Annotated in this window: 16 protein-coding genes and 2 tRNA genes; 14 read left to right on the top strand and 4 right to left on the bottom strand. The window is 47.9% G+C overall.

The genetic code is table 11. The features are described from left to right. Positions 1 to 78 precede the first annotated feature (78 nt). On the bottom strand, positions 79 to 720 hold the full coding sequence (locus Q1A40_RS00130) for a riboflavin synthase subunit alpha (protein WP_299996187.1): 642 nt from the start codon (positions 718 to 720) through the stop codon (positions 79 to 81). A 427-nt stretch (positions 721 to 1,147) separates the two neighbouring features. Between Q1A40_RS00130 and mdtK the strand changes: the two genes are divergently transcribed. The 5 genes from mdtK to Q1A40_RS00155 all read left to right on the top strand — a co-directional run bounded on the left by mdtK (position 1,148) and on the right by Q1A40_RS00155 (position 5,639). Next, complete coding sequence (mdtK, locus tag Q1A40_RS00135; protein WP_299996189.1) at positions 1,148 to 2,524, top strand: MdtK family multidrug efflux MATE transporter; 1,377 nt, start codon at positions 1,148 to 1,150, stop codon at positions 2,522 to 2,524. 193 nt (positions 2,525 to 2,717) lie between these two features. Then, a tRNA-Val gene (locus Q1A40_RS00140) sits at positions 2,718 to 2,794 on the top strand. 13 nt (positions 2,795 to 2,807) lie between these two features. Further along, a tRNA-Val gene (locus Q1A40_RS00145) sits at positions 2,808 to 2,884 on the top strand. A gap of 529 nt (positions 2,885 to 3,413) precedes the next feature. Continuing rightward, positions 3,414 to 4,826: a pyruvate kinase PykF gene (gene pykF, locus Q1A40_RS00150; protein WP_299996192.1), complete on the top strand. Its 1,413-nt coding sequence runs from the start codon at positions 3,414 to 3,416 to the stop codon at positions 4,824 to 4,826. A 576-nt stretch (positions 4,827 to 5,402) separates the two neighbouring features. Beyond that, positions 5,403 to 5,639: a major outer membrane lipoprotein gene (locus Q1A40_RS00155; protein ID WP_299996195.1), complete on the top strand. Its 237-nt coding sequence runs from the start codon at positions 5,403 to 5,405 to the stop codon at positions 5,637 to 5,639. Positions 5,640 to 5,856: 217 nt separating this feature from the next. Here Q1A40_RS00155 and Q1A40_RS00160 read toward each other — a convergent pair whose 3' ends face one another. Further along, a complete protein-coding gene (locus Q1A40_RS00160; protein ID WP_299996198.1) occupies positions 5,857 to 6,267 on the bottom strand; it encodes a hotdog fold thioesterase in 411 nt (136 codons plus the stop codon). Continuing rightward, positions 6,264 to 9,320: an FAD-binding and (Fe-S)-binding domain-containing protein gene (locus Q1A40_RS00165; protein WP_299996201.1), complete on the bottom strand. Its 3,057-nt coding sequence runs from the start codon at positions 9,318 to 9,320 to the stop codon at positions 6,264 to 6,266. The genes Q1A40_RS00160 and Q1A40_RS00165 overlap by 4 nt, the downstream gene beginning before the upstream one ends. A 200-nt stretch (positions 9,321 to 9,520) precedes the next feature. Between Q1A40_RS00165 and ydiK the strand changes: the two genes are divergently transcribed. Continuing rightward, a complete protein-coding gene (ydiK, locus tag Q1A40_RS00170; RefSeq protein WP_299996204.1) occupies positions 9,521 to 10,642 on the top strand; it encodes an AI-2E family transporter YdiK in 1,122 nt (373 codons plus the stop codon). A gap of 311 nt (positions 10,643 to 10,953) precedes the next feature. Here ydiK and ppsA read toward each other — a convergent pair whose 3' ends face one another. Further along, a complete protein-coding gene (gene ppsA / locus Q1A40_RS00175) occupies positions 10,954 to 13,332 on the bottom strand; it encodes a phosphoenolpyruvate synthase (RefSeq protein WP_299996207.1) in 2,379 nt (792 codons plus the stop codon). Positions 13,333 to 13,688: 356 nt separating this feature from the next. Between ppsA and Q1A40_RS00180 the strand changes: the two genes are divergently transcribed. The 8 genes from Q1A40_RS00180 to Q1A40_RS00215 all read left to right on the top strand — a co-directional run bounded on the left by Q1A40_RS00180 (position 13,689) and on the right by Q1A40_RS00215 (position 21,818). Next, positions 13,689 to 14,522 (top strand): pyruvate, water dikinase regulatory protein, encoded by an 834-nt coding sequence (locus Q1A40_RS00180; RefSeq protein WP_299996210.1) that lies wholly within the window; start codon positions 13,689 to 13,691, stop codon positions 14,520 to 14,522. 170 nt (positions 14,523 to 14,692) lie between these two features. Then, positions 14,693 to 15,739: a 3-deoxy-7-phosphoheptulonate synthase gene (locus tag Q1A40_RS00185; RefSeq protein WP_299996213.1), complete on the top strand. Its 1,047-nt coding sequence runs from the start codon at positions 14,693 to 14,695 to the stop codon at positions 15,737 to 15,739. A gap of 242 nt (positions 15,740 to 15,981) precedes the next feature. Then, complete coding sequence (gene hemP / locus Q1A40_RS00190) at positions 15,982 to 16,146, top strand: hemin uptake protein HemP (protein WP_299996216.1); 165 nt, start codon at positions 15,982 to 15,984, stop codon at positions 16,144 to 16,146. Between the two features lie 84 nt (positions 16,147 to 16,230). Next, positions 16,231 to 18,189, top strand: a complete 1,959-nt coding sequence (locus tag Q1A40_RS00195) for a TonB-dependent hemoglobin/transferrin/lactoferrin family receptor (protein WP_299996219.1) — start codon at positions 16,231 to 16,233, stop codon at positions 18,187 to 18,189. An 11-nt stretch (positions 18,190 to 18,200) separates the two neighbouring features. Beyond that, positions 18,201 to 19,235 (top strand): ChuX/HutX family heme-like substrate-binding protein, encoded by a 1,035-nt coding sequence (locus Q1A40_RS00200; RefSeq protein WP_299996221.1) that lies wholly within the window; start codon positions 18,201 to 18,203, stop codon positions 19,233 to 19,235. Beyond that, the gene (locus tag Q1A40_RS00205; RefSeq protein WP_299996222.1) at positions 19,232 to 20,047 is read left to right on the top strand and encodes a hemin ABC transporter substrate-binding protein; all 816 of its coding nucleotides are present in this window, start codon (positions 19,232 to 19,234) and stop codon (positions 20,045 to 20,047) included. Before Q1A40_RS00200 ends, Q1A40_RS00205 begins: the two co-directional genes overlap by 4 nt. A gap of 35 nt (positions 20,048 to 20,082) precedes the next feature. Further along, positions 20,083 to 21,039: an iron ABC transporter permease gene (locus Q1A40_RS00210; protein WP_299997791.1), complete on the top strand. Its 957-nt coding sequence runs from the start codon at positions 20,083 to 20,085 to the stop codon at positions 21,037 to 21,039. Next, on the top strand, positions 21,039 to 21,818 hold the full coding sequence (locus tag Q1A40_RS00215) for a heme ABC transporter ATP-binding protein (protein ID WP_299996225.1): 780 nt from the start codon (positions 21,039 to 21,041) through the stop codon (positions 21,816 to 21,818). The genes Q1A40_RS00210 and Q1A40_RS00215 overlap by 1 nt, the downstream gene beginning before the upstream one ends. Position 21,819: the final 1 nt, after the last annotated feature.

Genomic DNA, 21,819 nt, shown 5'->3' on the forward strand with positions numbered 1-21,819 from the left:
GGGCAGAGAACGGATGATTAATGCGTGAGGGTCTCGTCAATCAGCCCCACGCATCTTGAACGTTCAACAGTTATCGACTTATTCGTCCTCTGTTGTTTCTGACAACTTTACCTTGCGGCTTTCCAGTACGCGCTCTACCGTATCAACAATAGCCTGAGTTTGCGGGTCAATCTCAATATTAACGCGCTGACCCAGTTTCTTTTTACCAAGCGTTGTACGTTCGAGCGTTTCCGGGATCAAGTGTACGCAAAAGCGTGTTGCCGTCACTTCCCCGACCGTCAGGCTGATACCATCAATACCAATAAAACCTTTATGCAGAATATATTTCATCAGCGACTGGTCCTGGATCTTGAACCAAATTTGACGATTATTTTCTGAGGTTAAAATCTTCGCAATTTCTGCCGTTGTCGCAATATGTCCGGACATTAAGTGTCCGCCAATTTCATCATTGAATTTCGCAGCACGTTCAATGTTAACAATACTACCGACATCTAATTCACCCAAATTGGTAATGCGGAGCGTTTCTTTAATCAAATCGAAACTGACTCGATTCCCCTCAATAACCGTAACCGTCAGGCAGCAACCGTTGTGGGCCACGGAAGCGCCGGTTTCAAGACCAGGCAACAATTCTTCTGGTAATTCAATAGTATGGGTACGGAAATTAGATTTTTCCTCGATGGAAACCAGGGAAGCAGTACCCTGCACAATACCTGTAAACATGCTGAAACTCCTGACGATGAACCCGGATTATCGTAATACACCCAAAATAATTCGAATGGCTTGTTGGCGCAAAGCTTCGACAGGCGATGAGCATAGATAAGCTATGTGATTCGATTGTCATCACTGCGGCAACACCCAAGCGACTTGAAGTATGACGGGTATAAAATATCTTACTATTGGTATACTTTATCAGTTGAAAAAAAAGCGTGCTAGCAATCATCTGTTATGACTTATTTTTCACTGGTGTATAAATAAACTCTCGCTACAATAGCCCCTATTAAGTATAAGTTCATCTTATAGTCGCTATAAATCGCGGCTTTTTTTAGTCTTTAATCGATACTCTAAATAAATCAATTTTCTTGCAGGCAAAGCGACAAAAGTGCCGCCAGATAACCTGATTTATGAACGGTATAATCAGGTATCTCTCATGCAGAAGTATTTTGTTGAAGCACGGCAGCTTCTTACTCTGGCTATTCCCGTGATTATTGCGCAAGTTGCCCTCACCTCGATGGGATTTGTCGATACGGTGATGGCGGGAGGATACAGCGCCACAGATATGGCGGCAGTCGCTATTGGCACCTCGATTTGGTTTCCGTCAATTCTGTTCGGACACGGTCTGTTGCTGGCGTTAACTCCAACGATTGCGCAACTGAATGGCTCAGGGCGGCGTCACCGTATTGCTCATCAAGTCGGTCAGGGGTTGTTCTGGCTGGCTGGTTTTGTCTCCATTCTCGTCATGATGGTGCTCTGGAACGCCGGCTATATCATCCGCGCAATGGATAATGTCGATAAGGATCTCGCCGATACCGCCGTTACCTATCTACGTGTTTTACTCTGGGGGGTCCCAGGCTACCTGTTCTATCAGGTAGGACGTAATCAGTGTGAGGGGCTGTCAAAAACCAAACCCGGTATGGTTGTTGGCTTTATTGGCCTGTTAGTTAATATTCCGATTAACTACATTTTTATTTATGGTCATTTGGGTATGCCCAAATTAGGCGGTGTTGGCTGTGGCGTTGCCTCCGTGGTGGTGTACTGGGCCATGTTCTTTTGTATGGCCTCTTATATTAAAAGAGCCGGTTCAATGCGCGATATTAAAAACCCGCTCGCCTTCAATAAACCTGACTGGTCAGTGATTAAACGTCTGACGCAAATAGGTTTACCTATTGCCCTCGCTTTATTTTTTGAAGTGACATTATTTGCAGTCGTCGCACTACTGGTCTCTCCGCTGGGGATTGTCGATGTTGCCGGGCATCAGATAGCACTCAACTTCAGTTCACTGATGTTTGTCTTGCCCCTGTCGCTTGCTGTTTCTGTGACTATTCGTGTGGGCTTCTATCTTGGCCAGGGTTCCACTGAGCACGCTCAGATTGCCACCCGGACGGGTATTGCCGTAGGTATTTGTATGGCGATGCTGACCGCGTTGTTCACCATCACATTCCGCGAGCCTATCGCCCTGCTCTACAACAGCGATCCTGCCGTGATTGCCCTGGCGACCCATCTGATGTTACTGGCGGCGATATATCAGATTTCAGACTCTGTTCAGGTTGTCGGGAGTGGTATTTTACGTGGATACAAAGATACCCGCGCTATCTTCTATATCACCTTTACAGCCTACTGGGTGCTGGGTTTGCCTTGTGGTTATATCCTCGCACTGACCGATCTGGTGGTTGACAGAATGGGGCCTGCAGGCTTCTGGATAGGCTTTATTATCGGTCTGAGCGCGGCTGCTGTACTGATGATGCTGCGCGTACGCTGGTTGCAGCGTCAGCCCGCGGCACTCATTTTACAGCGTGCGGCTCGTTAATACCCTTTTCCCCTCGTCCGGGTCTGACGAACAAACCAGGACGAGGGTTTATCGTGATATAAGCGGTGGTTTTATCAGCATTCTGCACAGAGTCTCGACAGTTGATTGAAATAGTGCATAAATTTGTATTTTTCCCCTTGCAAGCCTGCAACAGTGCCGCTAATATTCGTCCCCGTTGTCACACAGACACATTGCGTTCATAGCTCAGTTGGTTAGAGCACCACCTTGACATGGTGGGGGTCGTTGGTTCGAGTCCAATTGAACGCACCATTATATTTTCAGTGCGTCCGTAGCTCAGTTGGTTAGAGCACCACCTTGACATGGTGGGGGTCGGTGGTTCGAGTCCACTCGGACGCACCATTTAACAAACGTTAAATGTCTCGTTTCTCCTGATTACACACTCCCAGGCACAAATTCCCGAGCTAAATAACCATCGCATTGAAAATGCTGGAATGTTTATCTCATCTGATTGACCTCAGAGTTCACGCGTAATAACCCTTGGGGAAGAGCTCAGTTGCGCTACGTCATGGTGCATTTTTAATCGCATTTGTGATCAATTGCCCAAAATAGCACTATCAGCTGATTTTTCAGGCAAATAAAGTGCTTCTTTCTTCATGCAATCATCGTTTCTCATTCCTTTCACACGAATAAATCTTTATAATACGCGCGTTCATAACTTGAAAGGTTTCAGCAGATTGAACTCCTTCTTAATACAATCAAAATTATCCCCCGCTGAACCTCTGGCAAATATTCTTCTGCACGCTTCTTTTCTGTCACCTATCCTTATCATGTACGCTTTGCGCAACATCCATATTCTTTTAAGTTTCGGCAGACAGCATCGCCGAGATCAAAATTTAACAATCCTCCTCAACTTATAGATAAGCTCATTATGAAAAAAACTAAAATTGTTTGTACTATCGGTCCAAAAACTGAATCAGAAGAAATGCTGAGCAAAATGCTGAAAGCCGGCATGAACGTGATGCGTTTAAACTTCTCTCATGGGGATTACGCTGAGCACGGCCAGCGTATTAAAAACCTGCGTAATGTTATCGAAAAAACCGGCATGCCTGCCGCTATTCTGCTGGATACCAAAGGTCCGGAAATCCGTACCATTAAACTGGAAGGCGGTAATGACGTTCCATTGAAAGCAGGACAGACCTTCACCTTCACTACCGACAAAACTGTCGTTGGTAACAGCGATACTGTAGCTGTCACTTATGAAGGTTTCACTAATGACCTGAGCGTAGGCAACACCGTACTGGTCGATGACGGTTTGATTGGTATGGAAGTTACCGCCATTGAAGGTAAGAACGTTATCTGTAAAGTACTGAATAACGGCGATCTTGGTGAAAACAAAGGCGTTAACCTGCCAGGCGTTTCTATTGCCCTCCCTGCGCTGGCTGAAAAAGACAAGCAGGACCTGATCTTTGGTTGCGAACAAGGCGTTGACTTTGTTGCGGCATCCTTTATCCGTAAACGTTCAGACGTTGTTGAAATCCGTGAGTTCCTGAAAGCACATGGCGGAGAGAATATTCACATTATCTCTAAAATTGAAAACCAGGAAGGCCTGAACAATTTTGACGAAATCCTTGAAGCCTCTGATGGCATCATGGTTGCTCGTGGTGACTTGGGTGTTGAGATCCCGGTTGAAGAAGTTATCTTCGCTCAGAAAATGATGATCGAAAAATGTGTTCGCGCGCGTAAAGTGGTTATCACTGCAACCCAGATGCTCGACTCAATGATCAAAAACCCACGTCCTACCCGCGCTGAAGCAGGCGACGTTGCTAACGCCATTATCGATGGTACTGATGCCGTCATGCTGTCTGGTGAGTCTGCTAAAGGTAAATATCCTCTGGAAGCCGTGAGCATCATGGCAACTATCTGTGACCGTACCGACCGCGTGATGGATAGCCGTCTTGACAGCAGTTTTGATAACCGCAAACTGCGCATCACCGAAGCGGTTTGCCGCAGTGCTGTTGAAACGGCTGAAAAACTGGAATCTGCTCTGATTGTTGTCGCAACTCAAGGCGGTAAATCAGCCAAAGCCGTGCGTAAATACTTCCCTAAAGCGACGATTCTGGCTTTGACTACCAATGAGCAGACGGCTCGTCAGCTTCAGCTGAGCAAAGGCGTTATCAGTACTGTGGTTAAAGAAATTGCTTCTACTGATGATTTTTATCGTCTGGGTAAAGAAGCGGCCCTGGCAAGTGGCCTGGCGAAAAAAGGAGAAGTTGTGGTTATGGTTTCTGGGGCATTAGTCTCCAGCGGTACTACCAATACTTCTTCGGTACATGTGCTGTAATTTAACGACGTCAGTCTGACAGAAAAGCGCCCATGGGCGCTTCATATTGCTGACAAAGAAGGAAAAAACGTGGTTTTTCCTTCTTTGTGTTATCAGCCGAAAATCAATGAATTGATTTTTCCTGTTTATTTTCGTAAATAAGCGCTGATAATCAGATATCACGTTCGCTTTGTCATCAGTTTCAAGCGCCCACGGGCGCTTTTTTATTGTCCGGAATTATTCATTGTAGATATCATGGCAATGACAGGTTAGCCGCGATATAACGTTGTGACCTCTGAATGAAAAGCAGATGATTTTTCTGATATCTGTTTTAGGGAAAAATACTCCATATTCACATTTTTCTTTGAATACCAGAATTAAAAAATGCATGCTATTTTTTTTACTTCAGTACTTTTTAATGAGAAATTTCTGATACAAAGCGCCATTTTTTCGCCTCCCCTTCACTTTTCGATGTTTCTTTGAGCGAACGATCGACTTTAAATGCATTATCCTGAAAAATTTATTCTCAAGATAAAAAACTTTGTGTAATACTTGTAAGGCTACATGGAGATTAACTCAATCTAGAGGATATTTATAATGAATCGTACTAAACTGGTACTGGGCGCGGTAATCCTGGGTTCTGCTCTGCTGGCTGGTTGCTCAAGCAACGCTAAAATCGACCAACTGTCTTCTGACGTTCAAACTCTGAACGCTAAAGTTGATCAGCTGAGCAACGACGTGAACGCAATCCGTTCTGACGTTCAAGCAGCTAAAGACGATGCAGCTCGTGCTAACCAGCGTCTGGACAATCAAGCTCACTCTTACCGTAAGTAAGAGTAACTTGATGAAAATGGCGCACATTGTGCGCCATTTTTTTTATCTGCCACTACCAATTCAGTTACCCCATCCCAAAAGCGCCTATAAGACGTTCTGCAAGAGAAAATCAGTCAGGACGGGTTGTTCCCGGTTCGCAGTAAAAAGCGTCTGGTATCAACGCCAGAGCCTTAAACTGACCTCGCTATCACCTCTGGTCATAACGAGTCCCCCGTTTCTAAATAACCATGGTCGTCAGCCGCGCGCTACAGCAGAGTTGTTCCTGAGAATTATAAATATCAATTTGCCAGACCTGGTTCCGTCGACCAAGATGAATAGCGCGGCAAACCCCGCGAACAAAGCCTTCACGGGCAGAACGGAGATGGCTGGCATTGACCTCGACACCTACCGTTTTTTGCTCGCCTTCACAGCATAAATAGCCCGCAATCGATCCCAGGGTTTCTGCCAGTACAACCGACGCACCGCCATGTAATAATCCAAAGGGCTGACGCGTTCGTTCATCAACTGGCATAGTTGCTTCCAGCTCGTCGTCAGTCAAACGAGTCACCTTAATACCGAGGTGACCCACCATATTGTTTTTACTCATGGCATTAATTTGGTCTAACGTCACTTCACGTCGCCATATCATCCCATAATCTCCAAAAGCGCCTGTAACGGATGGCGAATAACCTGCCCTTCTATTCGTTTAACCTGGCTGCGGCAAGAGTATCCTGTTGAGAGGCAACGTTGCTGCGGTAAACGCTGTATAGACTGTTGCCAGGAAAGCGCGTAAATCCCTCGGGAGTTTTCGTGATTAAGCGTTTCATGTCCGTAAGTCCCGGCCATACCACAACATCCAACGCTAACGGCTTCAAGCTTCGCCCCAAAGTGAGCAAAAATACCACTCCACTGCCCGCTTGAGGCCGGTAAGGCTGTTGTCTCAGTACAATGACCAAATAAGTACCAGGACTCGCCTTTCGCGGGAGACACGGCTGGCTTATCCAGCACCGTCTGCAACCATTCATGTACCAGTTGCACCTGAAACTCACCCCGGGCCTCACCCAGAGTTTGTTGGTATTCATCGCGATAACAGAGCACCAGCGCAGGATCTACCCCTACCATAGGCATCCCAAGTCGTGAAATACGGTTAAGCACTTCAGACGTTTTACTGGCGGTGCGCGCAAAGCGTTTTAAAAACCCCTTCACATGTTGTGCTTTACCGTTTGGAGAAAAAGGCAACACGACCGGTTTAAATCCCAGTTTGTCTGCAAGTTTGATGAAATCTGCCACCACCTTCGCATCATAAAAACTGGTGAAGGGATCTTGTACAACCAACACAGTGCTTGCCCGCTGTGCTGCTGTCAAACTCTCCAGCTGTTCCAGAGTCGTATTCGCTGAGCGGTGTCCGACCAGTTGCTGTTTTAAACTGGGTGCCGATAGCAAAGGTAAGTCGACGAGTCCGATATGTTTTTCTGATAACTTCTGTACCCAGGACTGGCGCATAAAGAAGTTAAACATTTTAGGTGTCTTAGCCATCAAGGGAGCATATAGCTCCACGTTCGCCATTAAATGGTCCCGTGCCGGGCGTAAATAGCGAGTGTGATACAGCTGTAAAAAACGTGAACGAAATGCCGGGACATCGATTTTGATCGGGCACTGTGTGGAGCAAGCCTTACAGGCCAGACAGCCAGACATTGACTCTTTCACTTCATGGGAGAAGTCATATACGCCTTTGCGGGCCCGCCAACTATTACGTGTTCGCTCAATCAATGAACGCAAACTGGTATTGCGCTCAGGTAGTTGCTGTTCAAGTTTAAGCGGGTCAACTCCTTGTTCAGACAGCATGCGCAACCACTCACGGGTTAGCGTGGCTCGTCCTTTTGGAGAGTGCAGGCGATTGCTGGTAATTTTCATTGACGGACACATCGGACTTTTCACGTCAAAGTTAAAGCATAAACCGTTACCATTACACTCCATCGCCCCACGCCATGACGTCCGAACATTGACCGGTATTTGTCTGTCATAGGTTCCGCGCTTGACAGCATCGACTTGCATCATTGGCGCATCACTGCCGTACGGCTGACAAATTTTCCCCGGATTCAGGCGGTTATCCGGATCAAAAGCGGCTTTAATCCGGCAAAGTTCTTCATACAAGGTTTCGCCGAAAAATGCCGGGCTGTACTCAGCACGAAAACCTTTACCGTGTTCCCCCCAGAGCAAGCCGCCATATTTTGCTGTAAGCGCGACTACGTCATCCGAGAGACTTTTCATCAAAATTTCTTGCTGGGGATCGCACATATCCAGCGCCGGACGAACGTGCAGTACTCCGGCATCCACATGCCCGAACATGCCATAACTGAGATTATGGCTGTCTAACAAGGCGCGGAACTCAACAATATAATCCGCCAGATGTTGCGGAGGAACACAAGTATCCTCCGCAAACGGGATGGGTTTAGCTGCACCTTTCGCATTCCCTAACAGGCCAACCGCTTTTTTACGCATCGCGTAAATACGTTCAATATCGGCCAGCTGCTGACAAACTTGCCAGCCGATAACTCCCCCCTCTTCATTCGCTATCAGGCGGTCTAAACGGGCGCAGAGTTCACTGACTTGTTGCTCTATTAATGTGGCATCGTCACCCGCAAACTCAACAATATTCAGGCCCAGCATCTCTTTACCCGGAATGTCGGTGATCAACTGACTGACGGAGTGCCAGACAATATCTTCCCGGGCCAAATTCAGTACCGTGGAGTCAACGGTCTCAACTGACAAAGCACGGGCTTCCACCATAAAGGGCGCATTACGCAGAGCTGAGTTAAACGAGTCATATTTAACGTTCACCAGACAGCGAACTTTAGGCAAGCGAGTAATATCGAGTTTTGCTTCGGTAATAAATGCCAGCGTCCCTTCCGATCCGGTCAGGATCCGGGTCAGGTCAAAGTGTGACAGCCTGTCATCAAAAACATGACGTAAATCGTAGCCGGTCAGAAAGCGATTTAGTTTCGGAAATTTCTCGATGATCAGTTCGCGTCGTTCGCGACAGCGTGTCAGCACCGTGTCATAAATATGCCCGACCCGGCCCTCTTCCTGACCCTTTGCTTCGGCAAGCGCGACTGGCATTGAGTGAGTATCAAGAATCTCTCCCCCCATTAATACCGCTTTAACGCCCAGTACATGATCAGATGTTTTACCATAGACCAAAGAGCCCTGCCCGGAAGCATCGGTATTAATCATTCCGCCGAGCGTTGCCCGGTTACTGGTTGACAGCTCAGGAGCAAAAAAATAACCATAGGGCTTAAGGTATTGATTGAGTTGATCTTTGATGACCCCAGCTTCAACTCTTACCCAGCCCTCTTCTGGATTAATCTCCAGAATACGGTTCATATAGCGGGACATATCCACCACAATACCGCGATTGAGCGCCTGGCCATTTGTTCCGGTTCCGCCGCCTCGAGGAGTAAAAACCAGAGAAGTAAATGAAGGTTGATTCGCAATACGGGTGATTAATGCCACATCATCGGTAGAACGAGGAAAGACTATCGCATCAGGTATCAGTTGATAGATACTGTTGTCTGTTGCCATAGTTAAGCGATCTGCATATCGCGTCGCGCTATCGCCGGTAAAGCCTTGCTGTTCCAGTTCCTGCAAAAAATTGAGCACCGTCTGTTCGACACCCGGTGCCTGAGAAATTTGTGGGATCATTGATGAGCCGACCCTGTTTCTGGTAGTTGTAAGTTATCGTTTGCGTTTCTTTTTTTATCATATTTCATCAAAAGTTGCGGCAGTTATTTACGATAAAAAGTTGCTCAAGAGGCTTGTTAACGTCAGGTAAAATGTACCATCGTTCAGTTCCCTGCTAACGTTGCTTAAACGTTCTTGCTGTTTATTAAGGTGATTATTCTATGGTTAGAGCCAGTCAGACTGAGGATCTTCTGCGGATTGTCCTCTCTGTTTTATGTATATCATTGCTGATTGTCGCCTGTATTTGGATAATCAGTCCGTTCTTACTGGGACTGGCATGGGCAGGTACGATAGTTATCGCGTCCTGGCCTCTGCTTATCAAAATTGAGCGTCTTTTATGGGGAAAACGCATTCCCGCCGTCATCGTCATGATGCTTTTGCTTATCATGATTTTTGTTATACCTATTTCCTTGCTCGCTAACAGCCTGGTCGTAAACAGTACCCCGATTATCGAATGGGCAAAGGAAGGGCACTTTGTCCTCCCCACCTTTGAATGGCTACAAAGCATTCCGATGGTGGGCGATAATTTATACAACCTGTGGAACAGTATATTAAACAGTGGCGGCAATGCACTTTTTGAGCGGGTAAAACCTTATGTCGGTATCACTACCACGTGGTTTTTAAATCAAGCGGTACAGATAGGCAGTTTATTTATCCATCTTGGCCTCATGCTGCTGTTTAGTATCGTGCTCTATGCCAAGGGAGAGAGCATTGGCTACAGTCTGCGCCATTTTGCTGCTCGCCTTGCTCCGAAAAGAGGCGATGCAGCCGTTGTTCTGGCCAGCCAGGCCATCCGTGCAGTAGCTCTGGGTGTAGTGGTAACAGCCTTGGTACAAGGTATTTTAGGCGGTATCGGTTTGGCGATATCAGGCATTCCGTTTGCTTCTTTACTGACAGTGGTGATGATTCTTTGCTGTCTGGTACAAATTGGTCCGTTACTGATACTGGTTCCTGCGATTATCTGGCTCTACTGGAGCGGAGATGCGACCTGGGGCACCGTCTTACTTGTCTGGAGCTGTATCGTCGGGACAATGGATAACGTGATTCGTCCGGCACTGATTAAGATGGGTGCTGACCTGCCAATGATACTTATTCTCTGTGGCGTTATCGGAGGTCTGATAGCCTTTGGTTTGATTGGTCTGTTTATCGGTCCGATGCTGCTGGCCGTTTCTTACCGACTGGTTACGGTATGGATGGATGAGGTGCCAGAACCCCATACACCACCCAGTGAAGTGATTGAACAGATAGAAGAATGTTCATCAATACATCTGGAAGATAAATAATGAATGAGACAAGACATGGCACTGTTTAACATGATTTTTTTGTGATGATGTTAACACTCTATGTCGTCTCTTACCCCCGATTGGGATGAATCTGAATGACGCTGCTCAGATGAGAAATTAGTATCAGAGTATAGCAAATGCAACCTCCTCAAACGCAATAAACGTTTCAGAATCCACCCTATGATGAATTGCTGTGTAGTCTTTGCCCATCTCTCAGATGGGCTTTTTTTTGGGCTTTCGTTCAGAAAAATGAGGCGGGATGGTTCTGAGGAAAATGCCCCCTGAATGATCGGTTCAGGGGGAATACTCGGTTATTTCGCTTGTTCAGCCAGACTCAACCAGGTCTGCACTACCGTATCCGGATTCAGAGACAGACTATCTATCCCCTCTTCCATCAACCAGGCAGCAAAATCTTCATGATCTGAAGGTCCCTGGCCACAGATACCGACATACTTACCTTGTTTTTTCGCCGCTTTAATGGCCATAGAAAGTAACGCTTTAACCGCTTCGTTACGCTCATCAAACAGCTCAGAAACCACACCGGAATCACGGTCAAGGCCAAGAGTCAGCTGTGTCATATCGTTTGAACCGATGGAGAAACCGTCAAAATACTCAAGGAATTGATCCGCAAGTAGCGCATTCGATGGGATTTCACACATCATGATCAGTTTTAAACCGTTCTCACCACGTTTCAGCCCCTGGCGCGCCAGTTCTTCAACGACAGCCTTCGCCTGAGCGACTGTACGGACAAACGGCACCATCACTTCCACGTTGGTCAAGCCCATCTCGTTACGTACCCGTTTCATGGCTTCACACTCAAGCGCAAAGCAGTCCCGAAAGCTATCAGCAACATAACGACCTGCGCCACGGAAACCTAACATCGGGTTTTCTTCTTCTGGTTCGTAACGCTCACCGCCTGTCAGGTTGGCATATTCATTCGACTTGAAGTCAGACAAACGAACGATAACGCGTTTTGGCCAGAAAGCCGCTCCGAGAGTGGCAATTCCTTCCGTCAGACGACCGATATAGAACTCAGTCGGGCTGTCATAGCCTTTTATCAACCCACGAATTTCATTTTGTATCGCCGGCTCCTGCTGATCAAATTCCAGCAATGCACGCGGGTGTACCCCAATCATCCGATTAATAATAAACTCAAGACGCGCCAAACCAACACCTTCGTTAGGCAAGCAGGCAAAATCAAAAGCCCTGTCCGGATTACCGATATTCATCATGATTTTTAGCGGTAACTCAGGCATTTTATCAACAGTTGAACTCTTGATTGTAAAATCAAGGATCTCACCATAGACGTAGCCCGTATCACCTTCAGCACAAGAAACGGTGACGCTCTGTCCTTCACGAATACGGTCAGTTGCATCACCGCAACCGACAACCGCCGGAATACCTAATTCGCGAGCAATAATGGCTGCATGGCAGGTACGCCCACCGCGATTGGTCACAATCGCTGCGGCCTTTTTCATGATAGGTTCCCAGTCAGGGTCAGTCATATCGGTTACCAGCACATCACCGGGTTCGATACGATGCATTTCGCTGATATCATGAATAACTTTAACGACACCCGCACCAATACGGTGACCGATAGCGCGCCCTTCTGCCACAATATTGCCCTGGGCATGTAGCTGGTAGCGCTCCATCACTTGCCCCTGAGAGCGCACAGTTTCCGGACGTGCCTGGACAATAAATAATTTACCAGTATGACCGTCTTTGGCCCATTCGATATCCATCGGGCGGCCGTAGTGTTTTTCAATTTGTACCGCCTGAAGCGCCAGTTCCTGAATCTCTTCCTGACTGACAGAGAAACGATCCCGGTCTGCTTCTGGCACATCTTCGATACGAACCTGCTTGCCATGCTCCTGGGTTGGTGCATAGACCATGCGGATCTTTTTCGACCCCATGGTGCGCCGAACGACCGCAGGTTTACCCGCCGCCAGCGTCGGTTTATGGACGTAAAACTCATCCGGATTAACGGCACCCTGTACCACCATTTCGCCAAGTCCCCAGGCAGAGGTAATAAAGACCACCTGATCAAAACCAGACTCAGTATCGATGGAGAACATCACACCTGATGAGGCCAGGTCTGAACGCACCATACGCTGTACGCCAGCGGACAAAGCCACGCCACGATGATCGTACCCCTGATGGACACGATAGGAGATAGCGCGATCATTAAACAGCGAAGCAAAAACATGTTTAACCGCAACCAATACCGCATCAAAACCCTGAACGTTCAGGAAGGTTTCTTGCTGTCCGGCAAATGAAGCGTCCGGCATATCTTCTGCTGTGGCAGAAGAACGGACAGCAAATGAGGCCTGATCATCATCCGACGACAGCGTCTGATAGGCTTCACGGATAGCCGTTTCCAGTTCACTCTGGAACGGCGTATCAATAATCCACTGGCGAATCTGTGCACCGGCTTTGGACAGTTGACTGATATCGTCAATATCCGTGACATCAAGCAATTCATAAATGCGTTGATTCACACCACTTTGATCAAGAAACTGATTAAACGCCTCGGCAGTAGTCGCAAAACCATTTGGTACGGACACACCCATACCTGAAAGGTTTGTAATCATTTCACCCAAAGAGGCATTTTTGCCTCCGACCCTGTCTACATCATTCATGCCGAGTTGGTTATACCAAAGAACCAGCGGTGACGAACCATGGTTGGACATTGAAGCAATCCTTTTTTTTAAAATGAATGGGTACAAGAAACACCAGACTTCTTAATAATCTTTACATATTCTGGAGTAAGAAAGAAACCGGTGAATCGTTCAAGCAAAAATATTTTTTAAATATTCAGACAAACAGAAATAACAATCAACACATTGATATATAAGAAATTATTAAATAACCGATTAAAAAAAACCCACCAATTAATAAATGAAACGGTAGTTTCATAATTAATAAACCATCCAAATCAATAATAATGAACCCAATAAATTAATAATGAGATTTAACCTAATGCCTCTGGTATGACCGGCATTTTCATTTATGCTGTGATTAACGTTTTAATAAACCGGGATTCACTATGGATAGCAAAGCCGATCGTCACGTATTTTATATTTCTGACGGGACAGCCATTACCTCCGAAGTATTGGGGCACGCGGTCATGTCACAGTTTCCAGTCTCAATTAATAGCGTCACTCTACCGTTTGTAGAAACCGAAGCACGTGCACAGGAAGTGAAAAAACAAATCGACCGTCTTTATCAGGTGACAGGTATTCGTCCTCTGGTGTTTTATTCGATAGTCGCCCCGAGAATTCGGGAAATTATTATTCAGAGTGAAGGTTTTTGTCAGGATATCGTGCAAGCGCTGGTTGCTCCGCTACAAAATGAGTTACAGCTGGATCCCAGTCCAGTGGCTCATCGTGCGCACGGCCTGAACCCGAGTAACATCACCAAATATGATGCGCGTATTGCAGCCATTGACTATACTCTGGCCCATGATGATGGCGTTTCGTTGCGCAACCTCGACCAGGCTCAGGTGATTTTATTGGGGGTCTCTCGCTGCGGTAAAACCCCCACCAGTCTCTATCTGGCGATGCAGTTTGGTATCCGTGCCGCAAACTATCCTTTTATTGCCGACGATATGGATAACTTACATCTGCCTCCCGCTATCAAGGCGCTACAACCCAAACTCTTTGGACTAACGATAAATCCTGAGCGTCTGGCAGCAATACGCGAAGAACGTCGTGAGAACAGCCGCTACGCGTCACTGCGGCAGTGTCGGCTGGAAGTGGCAGAAGTCGAGGCATTATTTCGTAAAAATCAGATCCGTTACCTGAACAGTACGAATTACTCCGTTGAAGAGATGGCGACTAAAATTCTCGATATTATGGGCCTTAATCGCCGCATGTACTAACAAGCTAGTACAAAAGATCATTTGTCTGTGATAAACTCTCAACATACTGTGAGGATCTCTCTGTTACGCCGGCTTAAACAATCGTTGAAATCATCTTGATTTCATTTATTGTGATCCTCATCACTTCTTTGTCCGCTAACGACAAAGAGAGCTAAATTTTTGAGACTACCATGCAAAAGACAGATGAATTACGTACTGCCCGTATTGAAAGCCTGATCACCCCTGCTGATTTGACAGCCCGCCTGCCTCTTTCTGAGTCAGTTGCGCAACATATTACTGACTCCCGGAAGCGAATTGAAAAAATTCTCAGCGGGCAAGACTCACGCCTGCTGGTTATTGTTGGCCCATGTTCCATTCATGATCCTGACGCCGCTATCGATTATGCCCGTCGCCTGGCCGCCATACGCGAGAAGTATCAGGGCCAGCTAGAGATTGTGATGCGGACTTATTTTGAGAAACCGCGCACCGTTGTTGGCTGGAAAGGTTTAATTTCTGACCCGGATTTAAACGGTAGCTATCGGATAAACTACGGTCTGGAGCAAGCACGCCGGGTATTACTGGCCGTCAATGAGCTGGGACTGCCTGCGGCGACAGAGTTTCTTGATATGGTGACCGGTCAGTATATTGCGGATTTAATTAGCTGGGGCGCAATTGGTGCGCGCACAACAGAAAGCCAGATCCATCGTGAAATGGCTTCAGCACTTTCCTGCCCGATAGGCTTTAAGAATGGCACAGACGGTAATACCCGTATTGCTATTGATGCTATCCGGGCAGCGCAGGCGAGTCACATGTTCCTCTCACCAGATAAGCAGGGACAAATGACGATTTATCAGACCAGCGGTAATCCTTACGGGCATGTGATAATGCGTGGAGGAAAACACCCTAACTACCATGCTGAGGATGTGGCTGCAGCTTGCGCCACGCTCAGTGAACATCAATTAGCGCCACATTTAGTAATTGATTTTAGTCACGGTAATAGCCAGAAGAAACATCGTCAACAATTGGTGGTGTGTGATGATGTCTGTACCCAAATCGTTGAGGGTTCCAGATCCATTGTCGGTATTATGGCAGAAAGTTTCCTGGAAGAAGGAAGTCAGGCGATGGAGGCCGGTAAACCTCTGGTTTATGGTCAATCAATTACTGATGCCTGCCTGCATTGGGACGATACAGTTAGCTTACTGGACAAGCTGGCTACCGCCGTTAAATCACGTTGTTAACCAGCTTCAACTACAAGTCTGCAACATAAGTCTGACTACATATTTGTCGCTATTCATCACAGATGGCGACAAATACAAGCGTAAATACAATTAATTAAAACTTAATGTTTCCGTTAATATTTTTCTAATAAGATTTCTTCGTTCACAATCTTATCACAAATAACGCTTGCAGCTCAGCATGGTTTTCATGATAATGATTATCATTGTTATTGTGATTTCCATTTATGAGTTGAATGCGCCGCATGGATAAATCATCTTCCCCTGCTCGCCCACTGCCTCTAAATGCACCCCGTCAGGTTGACAGCAAAGACTTATTGGGTGCCGAGGGACTGGTGGTCATCGTACATGAAGGTCAACAGTATTTTCTGCGTCAGACCCAGGCTGGAAAGCTCATTCTGACCAAATAGTTTTATTGATAATATTAAAAGCCAGCCACCCAGGTTTTATCGCCAAGGCAGCCAGCGTGTTCTGTATCTTATGGAGAATTCCGCATGTCTTGCAAAAAGTCGGCAGGCTTACGCCTGTCTGTTATCTCACTGGCTATCTTCAGCGCCCTTCCTGCTTTTGCCAAAAATGATCAAATGACGGTCGTTGCCACCGGTAATCAACGCAGCACCTTTGAAGCACCGATGATGGTCACCGTCGTGGAAGGTGATACTCCAGAAAGTGAAACCGCTGCTTCAGCCGCCGATATGCTACGCCGGATCCCGGGGCTCTCTATTTCCGGTTTTGGTCGTGTGAATGGACAAGATGTATCCATGCGCGGTTATGGCAAGAATGGAGTTCTCACTCTGGTGGATGGTATCCGTCAGGGTACTGATACCGGGCATCTGAACGGTACTTTTATCGATCCGCTACTGATCAAACGTATTGAAGTGGTACGTGGACCTTCCGCTTTACTGTATGGCAGCGGCGCATTGGGGGGTGTGATTTCCTATGAAACCGTCAATGCGGCCGATTTGTTAGATAACGGAAAAAATAGCGGTTATCGTGTGTTCTCAAACGCCGCGACTGGCGATCATAGTTTTGGTATTGGTGCCAGCGCTTTTGGCCGTACCGATGACTTTGACGGTATCGTCTCCTGGTCTGCACGTGACCGCGGAAATCTGCGCCAGAGCAACGGTCAGACGGCACCAAACGATGAATCAATTGGCAATATGCTTGCCAAAGGCACCTGGTTTATCGATGATGCCCAGTCTCTGGCGGGTTCTGTCCGTTATTACAATGACAATGCCCGTGAGCCTAAAAATCCACAGGATAGTACACCCAGCGCCAGAAGTCCGATGGTTAACCGCTCCACTATCCAACGTGATGCTCAGCTGAAATATCATATCGATCCGAAAAATAATGAATGGTTAAATGCTGATGCAACGCTGTACTGGTCAGAGGTACGTATCAATGCGCAAACTGATGACTTAAAAGGTGAGTTTCGTAAGCAAACCACGAATGGTATTAAGCTCGAGAACCGCAGTAATGTCCTGACCGACAGCCCGGCCGCGAATACCTTAACTTATGGTACCGAATATTATCGCCAGAAACAGAACCCTGGCGGTCAGACTACCAGTTTCCCGCAGGCAAAAATCGACTTTGCTTCCGGCTGGCTCCAGGATGAAATTACCCTACGCGACCTGCCTGTGAGCTTACTGCTCGGCACGCGTTTTGATGACTACAGTGCCAGCAGCCGCGGTTATGCAGATGTTGATGCCAACAAATGGTCTTCTCGTGGTGGTGTTTCTGTTACCCCGACAGAATGGTTAATGGTCTTTGGATCATGGGCTCAAGCATTCCGCGCACCGACGATGGGTGAAATGTATAACGATTCCCAGCATTTTCCATTTAACTTCTGGACGCCTAACCCGAACCTGCGTCCGGAAACCAATGAAACTCAGGAATATGGTTTCGGTTTACGCTTTGACGACCTGATAACGACTAATGACGGACTGGAATTTAAAGCCAGTTACTTCGATACCAAAGCCAAAGATTATATCGATATGGACGTCAATATACCGAAAGGCACAACCATGTCTTACAACATCCCGACAGCCAAAATTTGGGGTTGGGATGTCATGAGTAAATATACCAATGACTTCTTCAGTCTGGGCCTTACCTATAACCATACCAGTGGAAAAAACTCAGAAACAGGCGCCTGGCTTGCCACCAATCCTGACACCGTTGTCAGTACTCTGGATATTCCGGTAGCACACAGTGGTTTCTCCGTTGGCTGGGTAGGTACCTTTGCTGACCGCTACAAAGACTTGGCACCGAGTACTACAGCTAAAGCAGGCTATGGTATCAACGATTTTTATGTCAGCTATAAAGGCCAACAGCAGTTGCGTGGTGTCACCACGACTCTGGTACTGGGTAATGCCTTTGATAAAGAGTACTGGTCACCTCAGGGTATTCCTCAGGATGGTCGTAATGGGAAAATTTTTGTGAGCTATCAATGGTAAAGGAGCAGTACATGAGTCAGCGTTATGAAACTTGGTTACAACTGAAACAAGAACACCCGAAGCTGTACGCCCGGGATATAGCCAAATTAATGCAGATTAGCGAAGCCGAGCTAACCCAGGCACGCGTTGGTCATGATGCTAAACGTTTAAAAAGTGATGCGAGAGCTTTGCTGAAAGCGCTGGAAGCCGTTGGTGAAACAAAATGTATTTGCCGCAATGAATATGCGGTTCATGAGCAAGTTGGACGTTTTGAGAACCAGCATCTTGATGGCCATGCCGGCCTGGTTCTTAACCCACGAGCTCTGGACTTACGTCTGTTCTTCAGCCAGTGGGTACATGCTTTTTATCTCCGTGAGGCCAATGCCCGCGGTGAACGCCAGAGCATTCAGTTTTTCGATAGCTACGGTGATGCGGTACTGAAAGTTTACACCACCGATAACACCGAGTTTGCTGCATGGGACCAGGTTGTTACGCAATTTGTTCAGGAAGAAAACCCTGAACTGGCCGTTGCTATCGCAGAAACGCCTGCCGAAACGATCCCGACGGTCGACGGCGCACAAATCGAAGCCGAATGGCGTGCCATGACCGATGTGCATGAGTTCTTTATCCTGCTCAAACGTCACCAGCTTACGCGCCAGCAAGCATTCCGTCTGGTCAGTGATGACCTGGCATGTAAAGTCGATAACACCGCGCTGGCACAGATCCTTGATCTGGCAAAAGAAGATGAGAACGAAATCATGATTTTCGTCGGCAACCGCGGCTGTGTGCAGATCTTTACCGGTGAAGTGCGTAAGTTAATGCCAATGGAAAACTGGATTAATATCTTTAATCCTGCATTCACTCTGCACTTGATGTCTGACACCATTGCAGAAAGCTGGGTAACACGCAAATTCACTAAAGATGGTCATGTTACTAGCCTTGAACTGTTCGCCGCCGACGGCACACAGATTGCGCAAATTTATGGCCAGCGTACCGAAGGTGAGCCAGAACAACAGCAATGGCGAACCCAAATCGATGCTATCCAGAGCAAAGGATTAACAGCATGAAACGGCTGCTGCTAGCCCTTCTCATTCTGCCAGCAATGGCAGGAGCGGCTGAACGTCTGGTCACTATCGGTGGCGATGTCACTGAGATAGCCTGGGCGTTAGGTGCCAATAACGATTTAGTCGCACGTGACAGCACCAGCCTTACCCCAGCAGAAGTCACGAAACTGCCTGATGTCGGCTATATGCGTCAGCTCAATGCCGAAGGTATTCTTGCCATGCGCCCGACCCTGGTTCTGGCGAGTGAGCAAGCACAGCCTTCCCTGGCACTGAAACAGGTCGCAGAAGCCAAAGTTAAGGTTGTCACTGTGCCCGGAGCAAACAATCTTGAGGTGATTGACGCAAAAGTTGAAGCGGTCGCCAAAGCGCTTGATAAAGAGCCACAAGGTAATGAACTACGTGAGCAGATCAAGCAACAACTGGCATCTATACCGACTCAGCCTCTGCCAAAAAAGGTGCTCTTTATTATGAGCCACGGTGGCACTACGGCAATGGGTGCGGGTCAAGAGACCGCTGCTGATGCCGTTATTCGGGCCGCCGGCCTGCAAAATGCAATGCAAGGGTTCACCCGTTACCAGCCTCTGTCACAGGAAGGCGTTATTGCCAGCCAGCCTGACTTGATTCTGGTCACCACTAACGGTATCAAAACCTTAGGTAGCGAAGAGAATGTCTGGGCTTTACCTGGACTGGCACAAACTCCGGCTGCCAAAAATAAACAACTGTTGGTCGTTGATGATATGGCGCTATTAGGATTTGGTATCCATACTCCGCAACAGATTGTCAATCTACGACATAAAGCGGAGCAGCTCCCGTGATACGACGTCCCCTACCGCGTCACGCCTTGTGGCTAATGGGGGCCATGTTAGTTGCTACGGCACTCATTGCGGCTAATCTGGGCGCAATGAGGCTCTCGCTGGCGGTTTTGTGGCAGTCTCAGGATGAAGCTCTGCGTCATATCTGGCTCAACATCCGCCTCCCCCGTGTTCTGCTCGCTATTCTGGTGGGCGGAGCACTGGCTCTTTCTGGTTGCGTGATGCAAGGTTTATTTCGCAACCCACTGGCAGATCCAGGCCTGCTCGGGATCAGTAGCGGTGCCGCGCTGTTTGTCGGCCTGGCTATCGTCTTTCCCATCGCGCTACCGGCAATACTGGCACTTTATGTGCCGATGTTTGCTGCGTTTATTGGCAGTCTGGTGGTCACTTTTATCATCTTTCTGCTCAGCCGTCAGGGGAATAACAGCCTCGCGCGTTTGTTGCTGGTAGGTATTGCTATCAATGCCCTGTGTGGTGCAGCAGTCGGTATTTTGTCCTGGTTAAGTAACGATACTCAATTACGTCAGCTATCTCTGTGGGGGATGGGAAGTCTGGGACAGTCACAGTGGTCAACCTTGCTGGCAGCAGCTTCGCTTGCCATTCCTGCCACAGTGGGTATCTGGTTGTTGGCCCGGCGCCTGAATTTGCTGCAACTGGGTGATGAAGAGGCCCACTATTTGGGCGTTGACGTTAAGCGTACTCAGCGCCATCTCCTGATCCTCAGCGCGCTGCTGGTTGCCGCAGCGGTTGCCGTGAGCGGCGTAATAGGTTTTATCGGACTGGTCGTACCACATCTGGTCAGAATGTGGTTAGGGGCCGACCACCGCTGGTTAGTACCAGGATCGGTTCTTGCCGGAGCACTGCTACTCCTGATCGCCGATACTCTGGCAAGAACACTGGTGGTACCGGCCGAAATGCCGGTAGGCTTAATCACCAGCCTGATTGGCGGCCCGTGGTTTCTGGCAATGATTTTTCGCAGCCAAGGGAGAAATTGATGTCAGGACTACTGACGACTGAAAATTTGTCGCTGAAAATCGGTCACAGATTACTGCTCGACAACATTAATCTTCAGCTAAAACCGGGGGATGTCGTGGCGCTTATCGGCCCCAACGGTGCCGGTAAATCAACCCTGCTGCGCACGCTGACCGGGTTTCAGCCGCCCAGTAGTGGTCACGTTGCCCTCAACGGTAAAAACCTTGCGAACTGGCCCAGTGAGGCATTATCGCGTCAGCGGGCGGTGATGCGTCAGCAGAGCACCATGGCGTTTAGCTGGTCTGTCGAAGAGGTTATTGCTATGGGTCGTGCCCCCTGGCCTTCCGAAAGTACAGATAACGTGGTCAGCCAAGTGATGCTCCTGACCGGTTGCGATGCCCTGAAAGGTCGGGATTTTTGTCAGCTTTCTGGTGGTGAACAGCAACGCGTGCAGCTGGCACGTGCGCTGGTACAGCTCTGGCATGATGATATCCCCCGGGGCTGGCTGTTTCTGGATGAACCCACCTCGGCGCTGGATCTCTATCACCAGCAACACTTATTGCGCTTGCTTAAACGACTGGCAGCAATGGGTGAACTGTCGGTCTGTGTGGTGTTACACGACTTAAATCTGGCAGCCCTGTGGGCTGACAGTATTGTGTTATTGCATCAAGGGCGGGTGGTCGCTAATGGTACTCCCGATCAGGTACTGGAAGAACACACATTACAGCGCTGGTATCAGGCCGATCTTCGGGTATTTCGCCACCCGGAGCACCCTGTGCCCCAGGTCGGATTACGTCAATAGT

It is taken from the genome of uncultured Cedecea sp., assembly GCF_947498825.1.
Lineage (GTDB): Bacteria > Pseudomonadota > Gammaproteobacteria > Enterobacterales > Enterobacteriaceae > JGM124.